Source organism: Mammaliicoccus sp. G-M28 (assembly GCF_022386595.1).
Classification (GTDB): Bacteria; Bacillota; Bacilli; order Staphylococcales; family Staphylococcaceae; genus Mammaliicoccus; species Mammaliicoccus fleurettii.
Genome location: NZ_JAJNIF010000003.1, coordinates 74672 through 95521 on the forward strand (window position 1 = coordinate 74672; position 20850 = coordinate 95521).

15 protein-coding genes are annotated in these 20850 nt (G+C 31.2%); 14 read left to right on the forward strand and 1 reads right to left on the reverse strand.

Going from position 1 to position 20850, the window contains the following annotated elements; all coding sequences use genetic code 11:
- Positions 1-21 precede the first annotated feature (21 nt).
- Complete coding sequence (pyk, locus tag LQ609_RS04095; RefSeq protein ID WP_078356411.1) at positions 22-1782, forward strand: pyruvate kinase; 1761 nt, start codon at positions 22-24, stop codon at positions 1780-1782.
- A 510-nt stretch (positions 1783-2292) separates the two neighbouring features.
- Here the strand turns inward: pyk and LQ609_RS04100 are convergent.
- Complete coding sequence (locus LQ609_RS04100; protein WP_239734355.1) at positions 2293-3648, reverse strand: amino acid permease; 1356 nt, start codon at positions 3646-3648, stop codon at positions 2293-2295.
- 429 nt (positions 3649-4077) lie between these two features.
- On the opposite strand from LQ609_RS04100, the gene LQ609_RS04105 reads away from it, so the two are divergent.
- The 13 genes from LQ609_RS04105 to thrS all read left to right on the forward strand — a co-directional run bounded on the left by LQ609_RS04105 (position 4078) and on the right by thrS (position 20847).
- On the forward strand, positions 4078-5196 hold the full coding sequence (locus LQ609_RS04105) for a citrate synthase (RefSeq protein ID WP_078356413.1): 1119 nt from the start codon (positions 4078-4080) through the stop codon (positions 5194-5196).
- A gap of 49 nt (positions 5197-5245) precedes the next feature.
- Entirely contained in the window at positions 5246-6514 is a 1269-nt protein-coding gene (icd, locus tag LQ609_RS04110) for an NADP-dependent isocitrate dehydrogenase (protein ID WP_078356414.1), read from the forward strand.
- 63 nt (positions 6515-6577) lie between these two features.
- The gene (gene mdh / locus LQ609_RS04115) at positions 6578-7510 is read left to right on the forward strand and encodes a malate dehydrogenase (protein WP_107509859.1); all 933 of its coding nucleotides are present in this window, start codon (positions 6578-6580) and stop codon (positions 7508-7510) included.
- Positions 7511-7653: 143 nt separating this feature from the next.
- On the forward strand, positions 7654-8364 hold the full coding sequence (locus tag LQ609_RS04120) for a response regulator transcription factor (RefSeq protein ID WP_107509858.1): 711 nt from the start codon (positions 7654-7656) through the stop codon (positions 8362-8364).
- Complete coding sequence (gene pnpS / locus LQ609_RS04125) at positions 8357-10063, forward strand: two-component system histidine kinase PnpS (protein ID WP_239734356.1); 1707 nt, start codon at positions 8357-8359, stop codon at positions 10061-10063. Before LQ609_RS04120 ends, pnpS begins: the two co-directional genes overlap by 8 nt.
- A gap of 192 nt (positions 10064-10255) precedes the next feature.
- Positions 10256-12877, forward strand: a complete 2622-nt coding sequence (gene polA, locus LQ609_RS04130; RefSeq protein ID WP_239734357.1) for a DNA polymerase I — start codon at positions 10256-10258, stop codon at positions 12875-12877.
- A 21-nt stretch (positions 12878-12898) separates the two neighbouring features.
- On the forward strand, positions 12899-13771 hold the full coding sequence (gene mutM, locus LQ609_RS04135; RefSeq protein ID WP_239734358.1) for a DNA-formamidopyrimidine glycosylase: 873 nt from the start codon (positions 12899-12901) through the stop codon (positions 13769-13771).
- Positions 13772-13779: 8 nt separating this feature from the next.
- Positions 13780-14373, forward strand: coding sequence for a dephospho-CoA kinase (gene coaE, locus LQ609_RS04140; protein ID WP_078356420.1), 594 nt, complete (start codon positions 13780-13782; stop codon positions 14371-14373).
- Positions 14374-14603: 230 nt separating this feature from the next.
- Complete coding sequence (locus tag LQ609_RS04145) at positions 14604-15638, forward strand: glyceraldehyde-3-phosphate dehydrogenase (protein WP_078356421.1); 1035 nt, start codon at positions 14604-14606, stop codon at positions 15636-15638.
- A 191-nt stretch (positions 15639-15829) separates the two neighbouring features.
- A complete protein-coding gene (gene nrdR, locus LQ609_RS04150) occupies positions 15830-16288 on the forward strand; it encodes a transcriptional regulator NrdR (protein ID WP_078356422.1) in 459 nt (152 codons plus the stop codon).
- An 11-nt stretch (positions 16289-16299) separates the two neighbouring features.
- Positions 16300-17682, forward strand: a complete 1383-nt coding sequence (locus LQ609_RS04155; RefSeq protein WP_239734359.1) for a replicative helicase loading/DNA remodeling protein DnaB — start codon at positions 16300-16302, stop codon at positions 17680-17682.
- Positions 17682-18602, forward strand: a complete 921-nt coding sequence (gene dnaI / locus LQ609_RS04160; protein WP_078356424.1) for a primosomal protein DnaI — start codon at positions 17682-17684, stop codon at positions 18600-18602. Before LQ609_RS04155 ends, dnaI begins: the two co-directional genes overlap by 1 nt.
- Positions 18603-18918: 316 nt before the next feature.
- Positions 18919-20847, forward strand: coding sequence for a threonine--tRNA ligase (thrS, locus tag LQ609_RS04165; protein ID WP_239734360.1), 1929 nt, complete (start codon positions 18919-18921; stop codon positions 20845-20847).
- Positions 20848-20850 lie beyond the last annotated feature (3 nt).

Below are 20850 nucleotides of genomic sequence, written 5' to 3' on the forward strand. Positions count from 1 at the left end.
AACTATGGAGGTCATTTTAAAATGAGAAAGACAAAAATTGTATGTACGATAGGTCCAGCATCAGAATCAGAAGAAATGTTAGAAAAATTAATGCTTGCAGGGATGAACGTCGCTAGATTGAACTTCTCTCACGGCAGTCACGAAGAACATAAAGGTCGTATAGATACAATTAGAAAAGTAAGTGCAAAATTAAACAAAAATATTGGTATCTTACTTGACACTAAAGGTCCAGAAATCAGAACGAATAATATGAAAAATGGTTTAATTGAACTTACTAAAGGTAGTGAAGTTACAGTTAAAACAACAGAAGTTGAAGGTACGCCTGAAGCATTTTCAGTAACTTATGAGAAATTAGCTGAAGACCTTGAAGTTGGTTCAACAATTCTACTTGATGATGGTTTAATAGAACTTACTGTTAAATCTATAGACGTTACTAAAGGTGAAGTCGTTTGTCATGTAGAGAATACAGGAGAACTTAAAAATAAAAAAGGTGTTAACTTACCAGGTGTTAAAGTAAATCTTCCAGGTATTACTGAGAAAGATGCTAGCGATATTCGTTTTGGTATTGAACAAAATGTAGATTTCATAGCTGCAAGTTTCGTAAGACGTCCTTCAGATGTTTTAGATATTCGTGGAATTTTAGAAGAAAAAGAAAACAATACAATTAAAATTATTCCTAAAATTGAAAATGAAGAAGGAATTGAAAATATCGATGAAATTCTTCAAGTTTCAGACGGATTAATGGTAGCTCGTGGTGATATGGGTGTTGAAATCTTACCAGAAGCTGTACCAATGGTTCAAAAACAATTAATTAAGAAATGTAATAAATTAGGTAAACCAGTTATTACAGCTACACAAATGTTAGACTCAATGCAAAGAAATCCTCGTTGTACAAGAGCTGAAGCAAGTGACGTAGCCAACGCTATTTATGACGGTACAGATGCAGTAATGTTATCTGGTGAAACTGCAGCTGGATTATATCCAGAAGAAGCTGTACGTACTATGCAAAATATCGCAGTAGCTGCTGAAGATGCACAAGATTACAAAAAATTATTGTCAGATCGTTCAAAAATGATAGACACAAACTTAGTAAATGCTATAGGTGTATCAGTGGCACATACAGCATTAAACTTGAATGTAGAATCAATCGTAGCTGCAACAGAAAGTGGAGCAACTGCACAAACAATTTCTAAATATAGACCACATTCACATATCATTGCTGTAACACCAAACGAAACAACTGCTCGTCATATGACATTAGTATGGGGCGTTTTACCGGTTGTTAAAAAAGGTGAGCAAAATACGGATGAGTTATTAAACAATGCAGTATCAACAGCAGTAAACACTGGTTTAGTTGATAATGGTGATTTAATCATTATTACAGCAGGTGTTCCTACTGGAGAATCAGGTACAACTAACTTAATGAAAATACATTTAGTTGGGGATGAATTAGCTAAAGGTCAAGGTATTGGTCATAATTCAACAGTAGGTAAAGCAGTAGTTGTAAATAAAGCTGAAGATTTAAAAGGAAAAGATTTAAGTGAATCAGTCGTAGTTACACAATCTACAGATGCAGAAATGGTTCCTTACTTAGAAAAAGCAAAAGGGATTGTAACTGAAGAAGGTGGTTTAACTTCACACGCAGCTGTAGTTGGACTTAACTTAGGCGTTGCAACAATAGTTGGAGTAGAAGATGCTCGTCAAAAAATTGTAGACGGTACCTTAATTACATTAGATCCTAAACAACATAAAATATATGAAGGATACGCTAACGTACTTTAATATATAGATTAACTTTAAAAGAGGATGAGACAATTAATTTGTCCCATCCTCTTTGTCATAGGTCCTTTATATTTACACAAGTCGAGAGAAGTGTAAGTAAGGATAGTTATATTCACAAAAGTCAGGAGAAGTGTAAGCAAGGATAGCTATATTCACACAAGTCAGGAGAAGTGTAAGCAAGGATAGCTATATTTACACAAGTCGAAAGAAGTGTAAGCAAGGGTAGTTATATTTACACAAGTCGAAAGAAGTGTAAGCAAGGATAGCTATATTTACACAAGTCGAGAGAAGTGTAAGCAAGGATAGCTATATTCACACAAGCCGAGAGAAGTGTAAGTAAGGATAGTTATATTCACAAAAGTCAGGAGAAGTGTAAGCAAGGATAGCTATATTCACACAAGTCGAAAGAAGTGTGAATAACCTATATATAAAAAGAGTAGAAATTCACTTTCAACAATGAATTTCTACTCTTTTTTATATCTCTAGGACATTGTGTCCAAGCTCTTTATCTTATTTAAATACTTTTTTCTTTTGAATAAAATACATCAAAGTTAAAAGGATAAACCAAATTGGAGTGATTAAGATAGCGATTAAGGTAACTTTGTTTGTCATCAATAAAATGAATACAAAGATAAAGAATATTAATGTTATCCATGCTACTGGTACGCCACCTGGCAATTTGAATTTAGAACTTTTATTTAACTCAGGGGAAATCTTACGATATTTAATATAAGCAATAATAATCAGCGACCATACAACTAAAAATAAAACGGTTGAAACTGATGTAACGTATTTAAATACTTCTCCAGCATCTTTTATAACGTAGTTTAGAATTACAGAAATCATTAATAAAAAACAACTGAATAGTGTAGCTTTATAAGGAACACCTGTCTTGTTTGTTTCGCCAAATCTTTTATTAGCTTGTCCATTTTGAGATAAACCATAGAGCATTCTACTATTTGAAAAGATTCCACTATTACAAGATGATGCTGCAGCTGTAAGAACTACAAAGTTAATAATTGCTGCAGCTATTGGAATCCCTATGAGGCCAAATAGTTTAACAAATGGACTTTCTGCAGGATCAATTTTATCCCATGGCGTAATAGACATGATGATAATTAGTGAACCTACATAAAAAATCATAATACGAATAGGGACACTGTTTATTGCTCTCGGAATTGTTTTGTGAGGGTCTTTCGTTTCACCTGCAGTGACACCTATTAATTCAATTCCAACAAAAGAAAATGTAGCCATTTGGAATGACATGAAGAATCCATTCATACCATTTGGAAATATTCCATCATGATCCCATATATGTGTTATTGATGCAGTACCATAAGGTGTTTCATACGCCATAACAATCATTATAATTCCTACAATTATTAGTGCTACAATTGTTGTGATTTTGATAATCGAAAACCAAAATTCTAATTCTCCAAATAGTTTAGCAGTCATTAAATTCAAGGACATTAAAACGAGTATAGTAAATAATGCTGTTAGCCATGTTGGTATATTTGGAAACCAAAAACTTATGTATTTTGCAACTGCTGTAACTTCAGCCATGCCTGTTACGATCCAACAGAACCAGTAAGTCCATCCTGTTATGTATCCAGCAAATGGTCCGATATATGTATGAGTTACATCTGCGAATGAATGAAAATCAGTATTTGACAGTAAGATTTCACCTAAAGCTCGCATAAATAAAAATAGTATTAATCCTATAATAATATAGGTAAGCAGAATTGATGGACCGGCAGAATGAATTGTTTCTCCAGCGCCTAAAAACAAACCAGTACCGATTGCTCCCCCTATAGCAATAAGCTGTACGTGTCTATTACTCAACTCCCTTTGTAAATTATTAGACATAAAACCTATTTCCTTCTTTCATATTCAAAATTTTATGTTTTTATTATGCACTTGCTGTCAGAAAATAGCAATTAAAAACTTAAGTATATTAATGGTTAAATTTTACTTAAATCATGATTTATAATTTTTATCATATATAATAATAAAAATGAATGTTTAAAGTGTAAAAAGGACTAAATCTGATAAATGTGATAAGATATAATTATCTTAAAAATCCTTTGTTGTTCACGTTTTGGAGGTATATTTAATTTATTATATGAATATTATAAAAACGATAAATTTACATTTGTTTAATTTAATTTAATTTCAATTACTAACTTTTTTCAAGTTTCAAAGGTCTTCGCATTCACAAATCAACAGAAATTATATATAATGTAATATGAAAGCCATTACATATATGGGCAATTATTTAGTAAGGGGGATATTATTATGGCACAAGTAGCAAAAGGTTTAGAAGGTATCATTGCTTCTGAAACTGAAATTAGTTCAATTATAGATAATCAATTAACTTACGCAGGTTATGAAATAGATGATCTAACTGAAAATGCATTATTTGAAGAGGTAATGTTTTTACTTTGGAATTTAAGATTACCTAATAAAGCAGAATTAGAAGAATTAAATGGGAAGTTATTTGATTATATGACTTTAAATCCAAGAATGTATAGTCACTTTGAAGATTATGCAACGGATAAAATACACCCAATGACAGGATTACGTACATCGTTATCTTATCTTGCTCATTTTGATCCTAAAGCAGAAGTATTCGACGAAGAATCTAATTATGAACGTGCAATTAGAATCCAAGCGAAAATAGCTTCATTAGTAGCTTCATTTTCACGTGTGAGACAAGGTAAGCAAGTTGTTAAACCTAAAAAAGAATTAACATATGCAGCAAACTTCTTATATATGTTAAGAGGAGAAATTCCAACTGATGTTGAAGTTGAAGGTTTCAATAAAGCTTTAATTTTACATGCAGACCATGAATTTAATGCATCTACATTTACAGCAAGAGTTGCAGTTTCAACTTTATCTGATATGTATTCAGGTGTAACTGCAGCAGCTGGAGCTCTTAAAGGACCATTACATGGTGGCGCTAACGAGCAAGTTATGAAAATGTTAACTGAAATTGGTACAGTCGATAAAACAGACGATTATATTAAAGAAAAAATAGCAAATAAAGAAAAAATCATGGGCTTTGGACATAGAGTTTACAAAAATGGAGATCCAAGAGCTAAATATTTAAAAGAAATGAGTCGTCGTATAACAGATGAATCAGGTCAAAAAGAATTATTTGAAATTTCATTACGCATTGCTGAAATAATGAAAGAAGAAAAAGGATTATTACCTAATGTAGATTTCTATAGTGCTACTGTATATCATAGTATGGGTATTGATCATGACTTATTTACACCAATTTTCGCAGTTAGTCGTATGTCAGGTTGGACAGCTCATATTCTTGAACAATATAGAACAAATAGAATAATGAGACCAAGAGCTGAATACACTGGCGCGCGTGATCGTAAATACGAAGCGATTGAAAAACGATAATATAGTTAATATAATATAAATAACACAAATTAGATGGAGGAATAATATAATGACTGCAGAAAAAATCACAACAAATCAAGGCGTATTAAATGTTCCAAATAACCCGGTCGTACCATTTATTATCGGAGACGGAATTGGTCCAGATATTTGGAATGCAGCAAGTAGAGTATTAGATGCTGCAGTAGAAAAAGCATATAATGGTGAGAAGAAAATCGAATGGAAAGAAGTTTTAGCTGGTCAAAAAGCATTCGATGAAACTGGCGAATGGTTACCTGAAGCGACTTTAGATACAATTAGAGAATATTTAATCGCAATTAAAGGACCATTAACAACTCCAATTGGTGGAGGTATTCGTTCACTAAACGTTGCTTTACGTCAAGAGTTAGATTTATTCACTTGTCTACGTCCTGTACGTTGGTTTAAAGGTGTTCCTTCACCAGTTAAACGTCCAGAAGATACAGATATGGTTATCTTCCGTGAAAATACAGAAGATATTTATGCTGGTATTGAATTCCAAGAAGGCACAGATGATGTTAAAAAAGTAGTAGACTTCTTACAAAATGAAATGGGTGCTAAAAACATTAGATTCCCAGAAACTTCAGGTATAGGTATCAAACCAGTTTCAAAAGAAGGAACTGAAAGACTAGTAAGAGCAGCTATTAACTATGCATTCGATAACAATCGTAGAAATGTTACTTTAGTACATAAAGGTAACATTATGAAATTCACTGAAGGTGCATTCAAAAAATGGGGTTACGATCTAGCAGAACGTGAATTCGGTGATAGAGTATTTACTTGGCAACAATATGATAAAATTGTTGAAGAACAAGGTAAAGATGCAGCAAACAAAGCACAATCAAATGCTGAAGCAGAAGGTAAGTTAATTGTTAAAGATTCAATTGCTGATATCTTCTTGCAACAAATCTTAACTCGCCCAGCTGAATTTGATGTTGTAGCGACTATGAACTTAAATGGTGACTACATTTCAGATGCATTAGCAGCTCAAGTTGGTGGTATTGGAATTGCTCCAGGAGCGAATATTAACTATGAGACTGGACATGCAATATTTGAAGCTACTCACGGTACAGCTCCAAAATACGCTGGTTTAGACAAAGTAAACCCTTCATCAGTTTTACTTAGTGGTGTATTAATGTTAGAACATTTAGGATGGCAAGAAGCTGCAGATAAAGTAACTCAATCTGTAGAAGCAACAATTGCTTCTAAAGTAGTAACATATGACTTTGCTCGTTTAATGGATGGCGCGACTGAAGTTAAATCTTCAGAATTTGCTGATGAATTAATTAAAAATTTACCATAAATAAAGCATTAATTGAGGAAGGTTATTTATAACCTTCCTTTTATTTATAAGGAGATGAATATTATGGCAAGGAAGAAGATATCAATAATTGGTGCAGGATTTACTGGTGCAACTGCTGCTTTCATTGCAGCTCAAAAGGAATTAGGTGACATTGTTTTGGTGGATATGCCACAGTCAGAAAATCCTACTAAAGGAAAAGCACTAGATATAGCAGAAAGTGCTCCAGTATTATCTTTTGATTCAAAAGTAATAGGTACTTCAAACTATGAAGATACTAAAGACTCAGATGTTGTTATTATTACGGCTGGTATTGCGAGAAAGCCAGGTATGTCACGTGACGATTTAGTTCAAACAAATCAAAATGTAATGAAATCAGTAACAGAACAAATCGTTAAATATTCACCTAATACAGTTATTATAGTATTAACAAATCCTGTTGATGCAATGACTTATACAGTTTATAAAGAATCAGGTTTACCAAAAGAACGAGTAATCGGTCAGTCTGGTGTTCTTGATACTGCAAGATTTAGAACATTTGTAGCAGATGCTTTAGATTTATCTGTAAAAGACGTTACAGGATTCGTATTAGGTGGTCATGGTGATACAATGGTACCTTTAATTAGATATTCTACAGCTGGTGGTGTACCATTAGAAAATTTATTATCACAAGATAAAATTAATGAGATTGTAGATAGAACTAGAAAAGGTGGAGCTGAAATCGTTAACCTATTAGGGAATGGTTCTGCTTATTATGCACCTGGTGCAGCTTTAATAGAAATGACTGAAGCAATCTTGAAAGATCAAAAAAGAGTATTGCCTTCAATTGCATATTTAGAAGGCGAATATGGATATAATGATATATATTTAGGTGTGCCTACTGTATTAGGTAAAAATGGAATAGAAAGCGTCCTTGAATTAGACTTAACTGATGAAGAAAAAGAACTATTAGATGAATCTGCTGAATCAGTTAAAGTTGTTAGAGATATTTTACAATAAAATAATAGGAATAAGGCTGATTCGGTAAAGAATCAGCCTTAATGTTTAGAAAGTGTTAACTTTTTGTAAAGTTCTCTAAATATGCATTATTTTTTTAATAATTTAAGTTATAATTATATTAAATCGCTTAAGGAGGACCTTGCATGTCACAAAAAGTATTGGTTGTAGACGATGAACAATCTATCGTTACATTGCTGAAATATAATATAGAACAAGCTGGATACCAAGTAATCGTAGCTTACGATGGTGTTCAAGCATTAGAAATGGTTAACGAAGAAAAGCCTGATTTATTAGTATTAGATGTAATGTTACCTGAAAAAGATGGAATTGAAGTATGTAAAACGATTCGTTCTGACAAAAATCAAGTTCCAATTTTAATGCTTACTGCCAAGGATGACGAATTTGATAGAGTATTAGGTCTAGAATTAGGTGCAGATGATTATATGACGAAGCCATTTTCACCCCGTGAAGTGGTAGCTCGTGTTAAAGCAATTTTACGACGTGTCGGTCAAATTGAAACTCAAAACTCAGATGACGATGAAGATATTATTTTAGGTTCTATTAGAATCAGACCTGACTTTTTCGAAGTTTATAGAAATGACGAATTATTAGAATTAACACCTAAAGAATTTGAACTATTACTTTATTTAATTGAAAGACAAGGACGAGTTATAACACGTGAACATATGTTAAATTCAGTATGGAATTATGAATTTGCTGGCGACTCTAGAATAGTTGATGTACATATTAGCCATTTGAGGGATAAACTTGAAGAGAATCCTAAGCAACCTCAATTTATTAAAACAGTTAGGGGTTTAGGCTATAAGTTAGAAAGACCAAAGAACAATGATTAAATTTTATAATAAGTTATTAATTATACTTACAATGGTCACTGTTGTAAGTTTTCTTATATTAGGGTTTTTCCTTCATAATTCTAGTTATGATTTAATTTCTAAACAACAGCAAAAATTATTAAAAACAGAATCTCAAAAAATATATAACATCGCTAAAAAAGAACCACAAAAAATTAACGAAATACTTGATGTGTTTGAGCAAGATATTTATCTAGAAAAAAATGGTAAAGTAATCTATAACTCAACAGAAAATAATACAAAACTATTTAAAAAAGAAAAGAAGAAAGCAATTTCAGATGCAAAATCTTTTGATGAATATTTCTCAGTTGACAAAATTGATTCTGAAATTTTATATGCTAAAAAATACAATGACTATACTATAGCTATAGCTAAGCAAACGGATACTATATCTATTATTCAAAAAGATATATGGAAGTATTTATTACTCGTTCTATGCTTTATGTTACCGCTTATATATTTTGTAGTTAGATATATTAATACTTCTTATATACATCCAATAAAAGAAGTAACTTATGCTACAAAATTATTAGCTTCAGGAAAATATCGTGTTAGAGTTCCAGAAAGTAATGTTAAAGAAACGAAAGAGTTATTTATTAATACAAATGAGCTTGCTAGAACTTTAGATGATTTAAATAATGAGCAAAAATTACAAAGAAATAGATTAGAGACTACATTAGAAAATATACCTAGTGCAACATTGATGGTAGATAGAGATGGTGTTATCGTTATTGCGAATAAAACATATCATGATTTATTTGACCGTGTTGGTAATGCAGAAGGTCAATTATTTAAAGATGTAATGCCAAACGCTGAAATCTCTCAAATGATGAATGAATCATTAAAGTTAGAAGAACCGGTGTTTGAACAAGTTGAAATAACTATTAATAATGTTCATAATAAATTTTTTGAAGTATCAGTTATACCTGTGTTATCTAGAAGAAAGCGTAACTTATTAGGTTTGGTTGTCGTTATGCATGATATAACAAAATTAAAAAAATTAGAACATATGCGAAAAGATTTTGTTGCCAATGTATCTCATGAGTTACGTACACCAATAACATCTATAAAAGGTTTTGCAGAAACATTGTTAGATGGTGCTAAAAATGATCCAGAATCATTAGATATGTTCTTAAATATTATTCTTGAGGAGTCTAATAGAATTCAGTCGTTAGTTCAAGATTTACTTGATTTATCAAAAATTGAACAAAATGATGAAATTCCTAAAGAGCAAATATCTCTCACTGAAATAGGAGAACATACAATAAATACAGTTGCCAATGTTGCTATGAAGAAAGACATAGAAATAATAAACAAAATAGACGAAAATGTTATTTCATTTGGAGATAAAGATAAAATCACTCAAGTTTTGATTAATTTATTAACAAATGCAATTAGTTATTCACCAAAATCTAGTCATATTGTTCTTACAATCAAAAATGATAGAGATGGCCAAGTCATTTCAGTTAAAGACAATGGTATTGGTATATCAGTAGATGAACAAAGACGAATATTTGAAAGATTTTATAGAGTGGATAAAGCAAGAAGTAGAGATTCAGGTGGAACAGGATTAGGATTATCAATTACAAAACATATCATTGAAGCACATAATGGACAAATTAAAGTAGAATCAGAAGTCGGTAAAGGTTCTGATTTTATTGTGAAGCTATTTAATAAATAATCTTTATAGAATCTTTACAATTTATTCATGCTGAATTAATTATTGATAGATAGAATAAATATAGACCCCTTCATTTTGATGATTGAGCGAAATACATATGTATTTCGCTTTTTTTTATTTTATGCGAAACAATCTGATTATAGTGTGAGGTATGATAAAATAAAATCAATATAATAATGGAGGTATCCTACATTGGAAAAATTGGTACTGATTGATGGTAATAGTTTATCATTTAGAGCGTTTTTTGCATTGCCTTTATTAACTAATAAAGCTGGTGTTTATACTAATGCAATATATGGTTTTACAATGATTTTAGATAAAATTATAAAAGAAGAAGAACCTACACACTTTATGGTTGCATTTGATGCAGGGAAGACTACGTTTAGAAATAAAATGTACAGTGAATACAAGGGTGGACGAGAGAAGACGCCAGATGAACTAAGAAGCCAATTACAATATATACGCCAGTTAGTAGAAAGCTATCATATTAAACATTATGAATTAGAAAATTATGAAGCAGATGACATTATCGGTACACTATCAAAACAAGCTGATGAAAAAAATTTAAAGACAATCATTATTACGGGTGATCGTGACTTAACACAATTAGCTAGTGAAAACGTAACGATTTATTATACAAAAAAAGGTGTAACTGATATTGATCATTATACTCCTGAATTTATTTCAGAAAAATATGATGGACTAGAACCAAAGCAGATTATAGAAATGAAAGGACTTATGGGTGATAAGTCTGATAACATTCCTGGTGTGCCGGGAATTGGCGAGAAAACTGCGATTAAATTGTTGAAACAATATGATACTGTTGATGGCGTTTATAATAATATAGATGAATTAAAACAATCTAAAATGAAAGAAAAACTTATAGATAATGAAGATAATGCAAAGCTTAGTAAAGAACTTGCAACAATCAATAGAGATAGTCCAATTGAAGTAACGATAGATGATTTGAAGTTAACGGATAATGGTGATGAGGAAAAAATTAAATTATTCAAAACTTTAGAATTCAAACAGTTACTTGATCAAATGGATGCGAGTACTGAAGCATCAGACGATCGCATCATAGAATATCAAGATCATTTAAAAGATTTTGATTTTGCAAATATTAAAGAAGCAGCTATACATTTTGAAACAAACGAAAACAATTATTTAAAGGCTGATATTCTTGGATTTGCAATTCATGCCAATGATAAAACGTATGTCATTTCACTTGAAGAACTCGAACAAAATAAAGACTTACACGCTTGGTTAGAAAATGGGAATGTGAAATTCTCAGCATATGATTCTAAAAAGACAATTATTTTATGTGAAAGATTAGGTATTAAAGTTGAAAATATTCAATTTGATACAATGCTCGCTAGTTATATATTGGATCCATCTAGAACAATCGATGATGTGTACTCAGTTGTTTCTGAGTTTGGCATTTATTATGTACCAAATGATGAAAGTATATATGGTAAAGGTAAAAAGCTACATGTTCCTGAACGTGAAGTACTTTTTGAATGTATTGCTAAAAAAGTAACTGCAATATTTGAGTCAAAAGAAAAAATGGTCGAGCTACTGAAAGAAAGAGCGCAACTTAGTCTACATGATGATTTAGAGTTGCCATTAGCAAGAGTATTAGCTGAAATGGAATATATCGGTATAACTGTAGATAAAGATACATTAGTTGAAATGCAAGAAGATTTAAAAGTTCGTATCGATAAATTGATTGAACAGATTCACAATCATGCTGGAAGTGAATTTAATATAAATTCACCTAAACAGCTAGGAGTAGTTTTATTTGAAGATTTAAAATTACCTATTATTAAAAAAACAAAAACAGGCTATTCTACAGCAGTTGATGTATTAGAACAATTGAGAAATGAACATCCAATTATTGAAGATATTTTAGTTTATAGACAACTTGCTAAATTACAATCGACTTACATTGAAGGCTTACAAAAAATGATAACTTCAGAAGGTAAGATTCATACTAGATTTAATCAAACCTTGGCTCAAACTGGTAGATTAAGCTCAATAGAACCTAACTTACAAAATATACCGATACGGTTAGAAGAAGGTAGAAAAATCAGAAAAGCATTTCGTCCAAGTAAAGAAAATCACGTTATTTTTGCTGCTGACTATTCACAAATCGAGTTGCGAGTGTTGGCTGATATAACAGGTGACGAACATATGAAAGAAGCTTTTACTGCTAATGAAGATATCCATACAACTACTGCGATGAGAGTGTTTAACGTAGAAAAAGAGGAAGTAACCTCAAATATGAGAAGACAAGCAAAAGCAGTAAACTTTGGAATTGTATATGGTATAAGTGATTATGGACTTAGCCAAAGTTTAGGTATAACAAGAAAAGCTGCTAAAAAATTCATAGATGATTATTTAGATAGTTTCCCTAAAGTAAAAGAATATATGGATACTATCGTTCAAGATGCTAAGCAAAAAGGTTATGTGGAAACATTGCTTCATAGACGTAGATACACACCTGATATTACGAATAGAAACTTTAATTTAAGAAGTTTTGCAGAAAGAACTGCAATGAACACACCAATTCAAGGTAGCGCAGCTGACATTATAAAATTAGCAATGGTTCAATTTTCTAATAAAATGAAAGAAAAAGAATTTAAAGCTAAATTGTTATTACAAGTACACGATGAATTGATTTTTGAAGTTCCGAAAGACGAATTAGAAACATTTAAACCATTCGTAGAAGATATCATGGATAATGCACTCGAGTTATCAGTGCCATTAAGTGTAGAATCAAGTTATGGAGAAACATGGTACGATGCAAAATAAGTAATAGAAAGAAGATTGAATATGCCGGAATTACCAGAAGTTGAAAGTGTTAAAAGAGTGATTACACCTAGAATACTAGGTGCAACTATTCAAAATGTATCTTTTTCAGATAAAGTGAAAATTGGAAAAGAAGTTGGGAAAGAAACAATTATAAAAGGAACAACTTTAGAATTGTTTAAGGAACGAACAGAACAATTTAAAATCATAAATGTATATAGAAGAAGTAAATATATTTTTATGGAAATTGAAAAAGAATCAGAAAGTAAAATCATTATGTGTCATTTTGGAATGACTGGCGCATTTTTTACTGTTCCTGAGCTATCTAATATAGAAATAGAAAATCATAGAAAGCATTGGCATGTAATTTTTGCATTAGATAATGGATTGAAACTTATTTATACAGACATTCGTAGATTTGGTGAATTGAGAGCGTTAGATGAGTTGAATGAGTATCCTTCTGTACTGAAAATAGCACCTGAACCATTTGTAAAAGAAGCTTATGAACATTATCTGGAAAAAATTATGTCAAAGAAATTTATTAATAAACCAATAAAAGTTGCTATATTGGATCATACTGTTATATCAGGTTGTGGGAATATATACGCTTGTGAAGCTTTATTAAGAGCAGGTGTTTTACCTACGAGAATTATAAAAGATTTAACAGTAAATGAGAGAGAGAAAGTGTTTAAAGAAGTGGTTAACGTCCTGCAAGAAGGAATAGATAATGGTGGATCGAGTATATCAGACTATTATAATGCAGACGGTGAAAAAGGAACGATGCAAGAGAAACATTTAATATATGGTAAAAAAGTATGTGGTCAATGTGGTGGACCAGTACTCCAGAAAGTTATAGCGACAAGAAATACACATTATTGTCCAAATTGTCAAAAGTAGGTGAAAAAATGCCGAAAGTCATAGGCTTAACAGGAGGCATTGCAACGGGTAAATCAACCGTTTCAAAGATGTTAAAAGAACGTGGATTTTATATTGTTGATGCTGATGTTGCAAGTCGAAAAGCTGTTGAAACAGGTAGTAAAGGGCTTCGACAAGTAGAAGAAGTATTTGGTAAAAAAGCAATATTAAATGGTGAAATGAATAGACAGTATGTAGGATCAATCGTTTTTAAAGACGAAGACATGAGGAAAAAACTTAATAACATTGTTCACCCTATTGTTAGAGAAATTATGGAAGAAGAAAAACAGTTAGGGTTAAAAAAAGATAAAAATGTCATTATGGATATACCATTATTATTTGAGAACAATCTTCAAGATACAGTAGATGAAACATGGTTGGTTTATACTACAAAGGAAACACAAATAGTTCGTTTGAAACAGCGTAATCAATTAACTGATGAAGAAGCATTATCAAGAATCAAATCACAAATGCCTATTGAAGAAAAAAAAGAAATGGCAGATGTTATTATAGACAATAATGGATCATTAGTAGATTTAACTCAAAATATAGAAACATTACTCACAAACAACTTTAATATATAGGTCGTTAAAGTAATAATTCTTATAAAATATATATAACACTCTCAGCCTGTTTGGAATTAATGGACTGAGAGTGTTTTTTTGATACATTAGCATTTTTATTGCTTATTTTTATTTACATTAAACTAATGATAAATTTTTAAAAAACATATTAGAAAACGTTTTCAACAAACTTTTAATGTGATATACTAATTGCAATAAATAGTATATCACATTAAAAGGGGTTCTCGACTATGACGAAAAATATTGCAATTAATGGTTTAGGAAGAATTGGAAGAATGGTATTGAGAGGTTCACTTAAATCTGATTTTTTAAACATTGTAGCTATCAATGCTTCTTATCCACCAGAAACAATTGCACATTTAATTAAATATGATTCAACGCACGGTAAATTAGATGGAGAAATTGAAGCGGTTGAAGATGGTATTGTTATAGATGGTCATAAAATACTACTAGTTTCTGAAAGAGATCCTAAATTATTGCCATGGGGAACTTTAGATATCGATATCGTTATCGAAGCAACTGGTAAATTCAATCATGGAGATAAAGCAATTTCTCATATTGATGCTGGTGCTAAAAAAGTTATATTAACTGGACCTTCTAAAGGTGGTCAAGTTCAAACTATCGTAAGAGGTGTGAATGATAATGCGATTGATTTGAATAAGTATGACATATTATCTAACGCATCTTGTACAACAAATTGTTTAAGTCCTGTTGCTAAAGTACTTAATGATACTTTTGGCATTGAAAATGGATTAATGACAACTGTTCATGCTTTTACTAATGATCAAAAAAATCTAGATAATCCGCATAAAGATTTAAGAAGAGCTCGTTCTTGTACTGATAGTATTATCCCAACTTCAACAGGCGCTGCTAAAGCTTTAGCACTCGTACTTCCTGAACTTGAAGGTAAGATGCACGGTATGGCTTTGAGAGTTCCAACTTCCAATGTATCTCTTGTTGATTTAGTAGTAGATTTAAAGACAGATGTGACAGTTGAACAGGTTAACGATGCATTACGTCAAGCAAGTAATGGTCCATTGAAAGGTATTATGGATGTAAATGATGAACCGCTTGTATCTATAGACTTTAATACAGATCCTCATTCGGCAATTGTTGACGAGCAATCTACAATGGTAATCGATTCAAATAAAGTTAAAGTATTAGCTTGGTACGACAATGAGTGGGGCTATTCAATGAGAGTTGTAGAATTAGCTGAACAAGTTGCAAATATTTTATCAGAAGTTAGAGAACAAAAAATTTCATAATTAATATAATTTACGAGAAGAACGTAATGTGGTAAAACTAATTCCACATTACGTTCTTTTTATTAAAATAATTTCTTTTAAGTGATAAATGTATTATTGTATACCCTATGTAAAATAGTGAGCGTTTAAAAATATACGAAACTACTGTATAATTTATGTATGAAATTAAATGTATATAAGAGGTGAAACGAATGAGATGTCCAAACTGTAAATACGAAAATTCTAAAGTAGTAGACTCTAGACATGCTGATGATTTAGTTGCAATTAGACGAAGAAGAGAATGTGAATCATGTGGCTTTCGTTTCACAACTTTCGAGAGGGTAGAACTTACGCCACTAATAGTCGTTAAAAAAGATGGAGCTAGACAAACTTTCAATAGAGATAAAATATTAAATGGATTGGTTCGATCATGTGAGAAAAGACCGGTTGCTTATCAAAAGTTGGAAGATATTACGAATCAAGTAGAAAAAGAATTAAGATCTGAAGGTATTACAGAAGTATCTTCCAATGATATTGGGGAAAAAGTTATGGAACATTTAATGGACGTGGATCAAGTTTCATATGTAAGATTCGCTTCAGTATATAGAGAATTTAAAGATGTCGATCAATTATTAAAATCAATGCAAGGTATATTGAAAGACCGAAAGTAAGGTGAGTATTAATGGCGGAATATTTTAATGGCGTAAAACCAAGTGATGGTTTTTATGTTAAATCAAATTATAATTATACACATGTTCATCAAGATATATTAATCAGCTTATACACGCCATTAATTGGAACAGATGCAATTGGTGTTTATTTATATTTATCACAATTTAACTATCATAATGAAATAGAAGCATATAACCATTACACGATAATGAATGATTTGAAAATTAATTTATCTAGTTTTAGAGATTCACTCGATTTGTTAGAAGGTATTGGTTTATTAAAAACTTTCTTTAAGACTAATCAACAAGAACAAACATTTGTATATATGCTAGAACAACCAGCAACAACAGAACAGTTTTTCAATGACCCATTGTTATCGGTATTTTTATACCAACAAATCGGTAAAGCGAGATATATTTCATTAAAAAATAGATACAAAGATAAAAGTATATCAACAACAGAATATAATGAAGTGACGAAAAGTTTCACTGATGTGTTTAAAATTCCTAAGTTATCAGAATTAGAACATCAAAATGATATTCAAATTAAATTAGACACTAAAAGTAAAGGGCTTGATTTATCGGATGTGCAATTTGATTTTGAAATGTTGGAGTTATTATTGAATAATCATTTGATTTCTAAAGAAATATTGAACAAACAAACTAAAGAAGTCATTATTCAAATAGCAACTTTATATGGCGTTACGCCAGTTGAAATGAAATCAATTATTTTAAAATCAATAACAGAAAATCAAACGATTTCTCTACAAGATTTAAGAAAACATGCACGTTCCATATATCAAATTGAGCACGAAGGTGAACTTCCTGCGTTAGAACTAAAACGAGAAAAACCCAAATCTGAACTAAATGATTCACAGCAGGAAGTAGATTCTCTGTTGTCATGGTTTGAATTACTTGATACAACTAGTCCGATTGAGATGTTGTCATCATTTACAAAATCAGAACCTACGACTGCCCAAAAAAGGGTTGTTGAAGATATTATAACAAGAGAGAAATTACCGTTTGGCGTATTGAATATATTGTTACAATATGTAATGTTTACAAAAAACATGCAGCTACCGAAAGCATATATTGAAGAAATTGCTTCAAATTGGAAAAAACTAAAATTAACTTCTGCTGAAGAGGCGTATCATCATATTAAAAAACTTGATAAACAAACTGAAGAAAAGAAAAAAGAGCGTATTAATACATCGAATAACTCATTTAAGTTAAAATCAATTGAAAAAACACCTGAATGGTTGTTGAAACAAAAGTCATCTGAAAAACCAAAAGATGAACAACAGAAAAATAACGAATCGAACGCTGCATTTGAAAAAAGAAAACAAGAGCTTCAAAAAGAAATGGAAGCTTTTTGGAAAGAAGGTGATCATTAATGGAACCATTAGGTCAACATTTAAAACAAAATAAAGATTTTCAAAAGAGATTGGAAAAGATAAAAAAAGATACACTCAATCATAAAGAAGTTAAAGCATTTTTAGATGAACACCAGTCAGAGTTAACAAATGAAATAATTGAGACTGATTTAGACCAGTTACAAGCTTATAAAGACCAATCTAAATGCTGTGAAAAATGTGCGAGTTATAGTAAATGTATAAATTTCGTAAAAGGGCATGTACCAGAATTATATATTGAAAATGATCACATAAAAACAAGGTATTTACCTTGTCCAAATAAAATTGAATATGATGAACGTAAATTTGAATCAAATCTTGTCACGTCATTCCAAATGCCAGAAGAAACTTTAAAGGCAACAATTAAAGATATATATGTTGATAATGAGTCGAGGATGACTATTATTAAAAAAGCCATGGAAATATGCAATAAAATTGTTGCTGGAGAAGATACAAAAGGTCTTTATATTCATGGTCCTTTTGGTACAGGTAAATCATATATTCTAGGTGCGATATCTAACCAACTTAAATTAAAAAAACAGCCATCTACAATAATTTATTTACCAGAATTTATTAGAGTGTTGAAAAATGGATTTAATGATGGTTCCTTTAGTGATAGATTTGAATCAGCTCGTGAAGCAAAAGTATTGATGTTGGATGATATTGGTGCGGAAGAATTAACACCATGGGTAAGAGATGAAATATTAGGACCATTGTTACATTATAGAATGGTTCACAAATTGCCGACATTTTTTAGTTCTAATTTTAACTTTGATGAATTAGAGTTTCATTTAAGTAAGACGAGACAAGGTGCAGAAATTACAAAAGCGAGTCGTATTATGGAAAGAATCAAAACAATAACTGAAGATTACGAGCTAGAAGGTAAAAATTATAGAGCTTAAATTTAACTTGATATTTTAAAATAGAGTTGTATAATTGAATTATCTTAAATGAATATAAAAATTTAGAGGACATGACGTCTATAAAGCATTTACAGAGAGTCTCATATCGCTGGAATTGAGATAATGCAATATAAATTGTTACTCCCTCATACATGATGTGTTAATCCACATACGGCTCAAGACCGTTATCTTATGTAGAGTTATCGTGCTCAGTTTTTGAGTGCGTTAATGAGGGTGGTACCGCGAGAGATTTCGTCCCTTTGGATGAGGTCTCTTTTTTATGTTCTTTAATAGAAAAAATGAGGAGGAAGTCGTTATGAGTGAAATAAACATTAAATTTCCAGATGGTAATGTGAAAGGGTATGAACAAGGCACTACAACTGAAGAAATTGCTCAATCTATTAGTCCAGGGTTAAGAAAAAAAGCAGTTGCCGGTAAATTTAATAATCAACTAGTAGATTTAACAAGACCTTTGGAAAATGATGGGGAGCTAGAAATCGTTACACCAGGTAGTGATGATGCTTTAGAAGTATTAAGACATTCTACAGCACATTTGATGGCTCAAGCATTACAAAGATTATACGGTGATGTAAAGTTTGGTGTTGGTCCTGTTATTGAAGGTGGTTTCTATTATGATGTAGATACTGAACACAAAATTTCTAGTGACGACTTCGAAACTATAGAAAAAGAAATGAAGCAAATCGTAAATGAAAACTTTAAGATTGAACGTAAAGTTGTAACACGCGACGAAGCAAAAGATTTCTTTAAAAATGATGAATATAAATTGGAATTAATAGATGCTATACCTGAAGATGAAAATGTAACTTTATACACTCAAGGTGAATTCACTGATTTATGCCGTGGTGTTCACGTACCATCAACTTCAAAAATTAAAGAGTTCAAACTATTATCAACAGCTGGTGCTTATTGGAGAGGCGATTCAAATAATAAGATGCTTCAACGTATTTATGGCACTGCATTTTTCGATAAGAAAGAATTGAAAGCGTATTTGAAAGTTTTAGAAGAAAGAAAAGAACGTGACCATAGAAAAATTGGTAAAGAGTTAGAATTATTTACTACTAACCAAGATGTTGGAGCAGGACTACCATTATGGTTGCCTAATGGTGCAGTTATTAGACGTGAATTAGAACGTTATATTGTAGATAAAGAAGTAGCAATGGGCTATGACCATGTTTATACTCCAATTATGGCAAATGTTGATTTCTATAAAAAATCTGGTCACTGGGATCATTATCACGAAGACATGTTCCCTACAATGGATCTAGGAAATGAAGAATTAGTTCTTAGACCTATGAACTGTCCACATCATATGATGATTTATAAAAATAGCCGTCATTCATACAGAGAATTACCAATACGTATTGCAGAATTAGGAATGATGCATAGATATGAAGCAAGTGGTGCAGTATCTGGTTTACAACGTGTTAGAGGTATGACTTTAAATGATGCACATATCTTTGTAAGACCTGATCAAATTAAAGAAGAATTTAAACGTGTTGTAAATATGATTCTTGATGTATACGATGACTTTGGATTCGAAGATTATACATTTAGATTAAGTTATCGTGACCCAGAAGATAAAGAAAAGTATTTTGACGATGATGAAATGTGGAATAGAGCACAAACTGTTCTTAAAGAAGTAATTGATGAAATGGAATTACCTTATGAAGAAGCTATAGGGGAAGCGGCCTTTTATGGTCCGAAATTAGACGTACAAGTAAAAACAGCAATGGGTAAAGAAGAAACTTTATCAACAGCTCAACTTGATTTCTTATTACCTCAAAAATTTGATTTAACTTATATCGGTAATGATGGTGAAGAACATCGACCAGTCGTAATTCACAGAGGCGTTATTTCTACTATGGAAAGATTTACTGCATTCTTAATAGAAGAAACAAAAGGTGTATTCCCAATTTGGTTAGCACCGAAACAAGTGGAAATCATTCCTGTAAATATTGATTTACATTATGATTACGCTAGAACAATTCAAGAAGATTTGAAATCTCAAGGTGTACGTGTTCATATTGACGATCGAAATGAGAAAATGGGATATAAAATTCGTGAAGCTCAAATGAAAAAAATACCTTATCAGCTCGTTGTTGGTGACAAAGAAATGGAAAATCAAGAAGTGAATGTTCGCCAGTACGGTTCTAAAGATTCTAATACAGTTGAAAAAGATGAATTTATTTGGAGCTTAGTTGATGAAATTAGATTGAAAAAGTAATAA

Excerpts from the sequence above, each read along its gene's own strand:
- pyk (WP_078356411.1), top strand. The coding sequence starts at position 22 with ATGAGAAAGACAAAAATTGTATGTACGATAGGTCCAGCATCAGAATCA.
- LQ609_RS04100 (WP_239734355.1), bottom strand. The coding sequence starts at position 3,648 with ATGTCTAATAATTTACAAAGGGAGTTGAGTAATAGACACGTACAGCTT.
- LQ609_RS04105 (WP_078356413.1), top strand. The coding sequence starts at position 4,078 with ATGGCACAAGTAGCAAAAGGTTTAGAAGGTATCATTGCTTCTGAAACT.
- icd (WP_078356414.1), top strand. The coding sequence starts at position 5,246 with ATGACTGCAGAAAAAATCACAACAAATCAAGGCGTATTAAATGTTCCA.
- mdh (WP_107509859.1), top strand. The coding sequence starts at position 6,578 with ATGGCAAGGAAGAAGATATCAATAATTGGTGCAGGATTTACTGGTGCA.
- LQ609_RS04120 (WP_107509858.1), top strand. The coding sequence starts at position 7,654 with ATGTCACAAAAAGTATTGGTTGTAGACGATGAACAATCTATCGTTACA.
- pnpS (WP_239734356.1), top strand. The coding sequence starts at position 8,357 with ATGATTAAATTTTATAATAAGTTATTAATTATACTTACAATGGTCACT.
- mutM (WP_239734358.1), top strand. The coding sequence starts at position 12,899 with ATGCCGGAATTACCAGAAGTTGAAAGTGTTAAAAGAGTGATTACACCT.
- coaE (WP_078356420.1), top strand. The coding sequence starts at position 13,780 with ATGCCGAAAGTCATAGGCTTAACAGGAGGCATTGCAACGGGTAAATCA.
- LQ609_RS04145 (WP_078356421.1), top strand. The coding sequence starts at position 14,604 with ATGACGAAAAATATTGCAATTAATGGTTTAGGAAGAATTGGAAGAATG.
- nrdR (WP_078356422.1), top strand. The coding sequence starts at position 15,830 with ATGAGATGTCCAAACTGTAAATACGAAAATTCTAAAGTAGTAGACTCT.
- LQ609_RS04155 (WP_239734359.1), top strand. The coding sequence starts at position 16,300 with ATGGCGGAATATTTTAATGGCGTAAAACCAAGTGATGGTTTTTATGTT.
- dnaI (WP_078356424.1), top strand. The coding sequence starts at position 17,682 with ATGGAACCATTAGGTCAACATTTAAAACAAAATAAAGATTTTCAAAAG.
- thrS (WP_239734360.1), top strand. The coding sequence starts at position 18,919 with ATGAGTGAAATAAACATTAAATTTCCAGATGGTAATGTGAAAGGGTAT.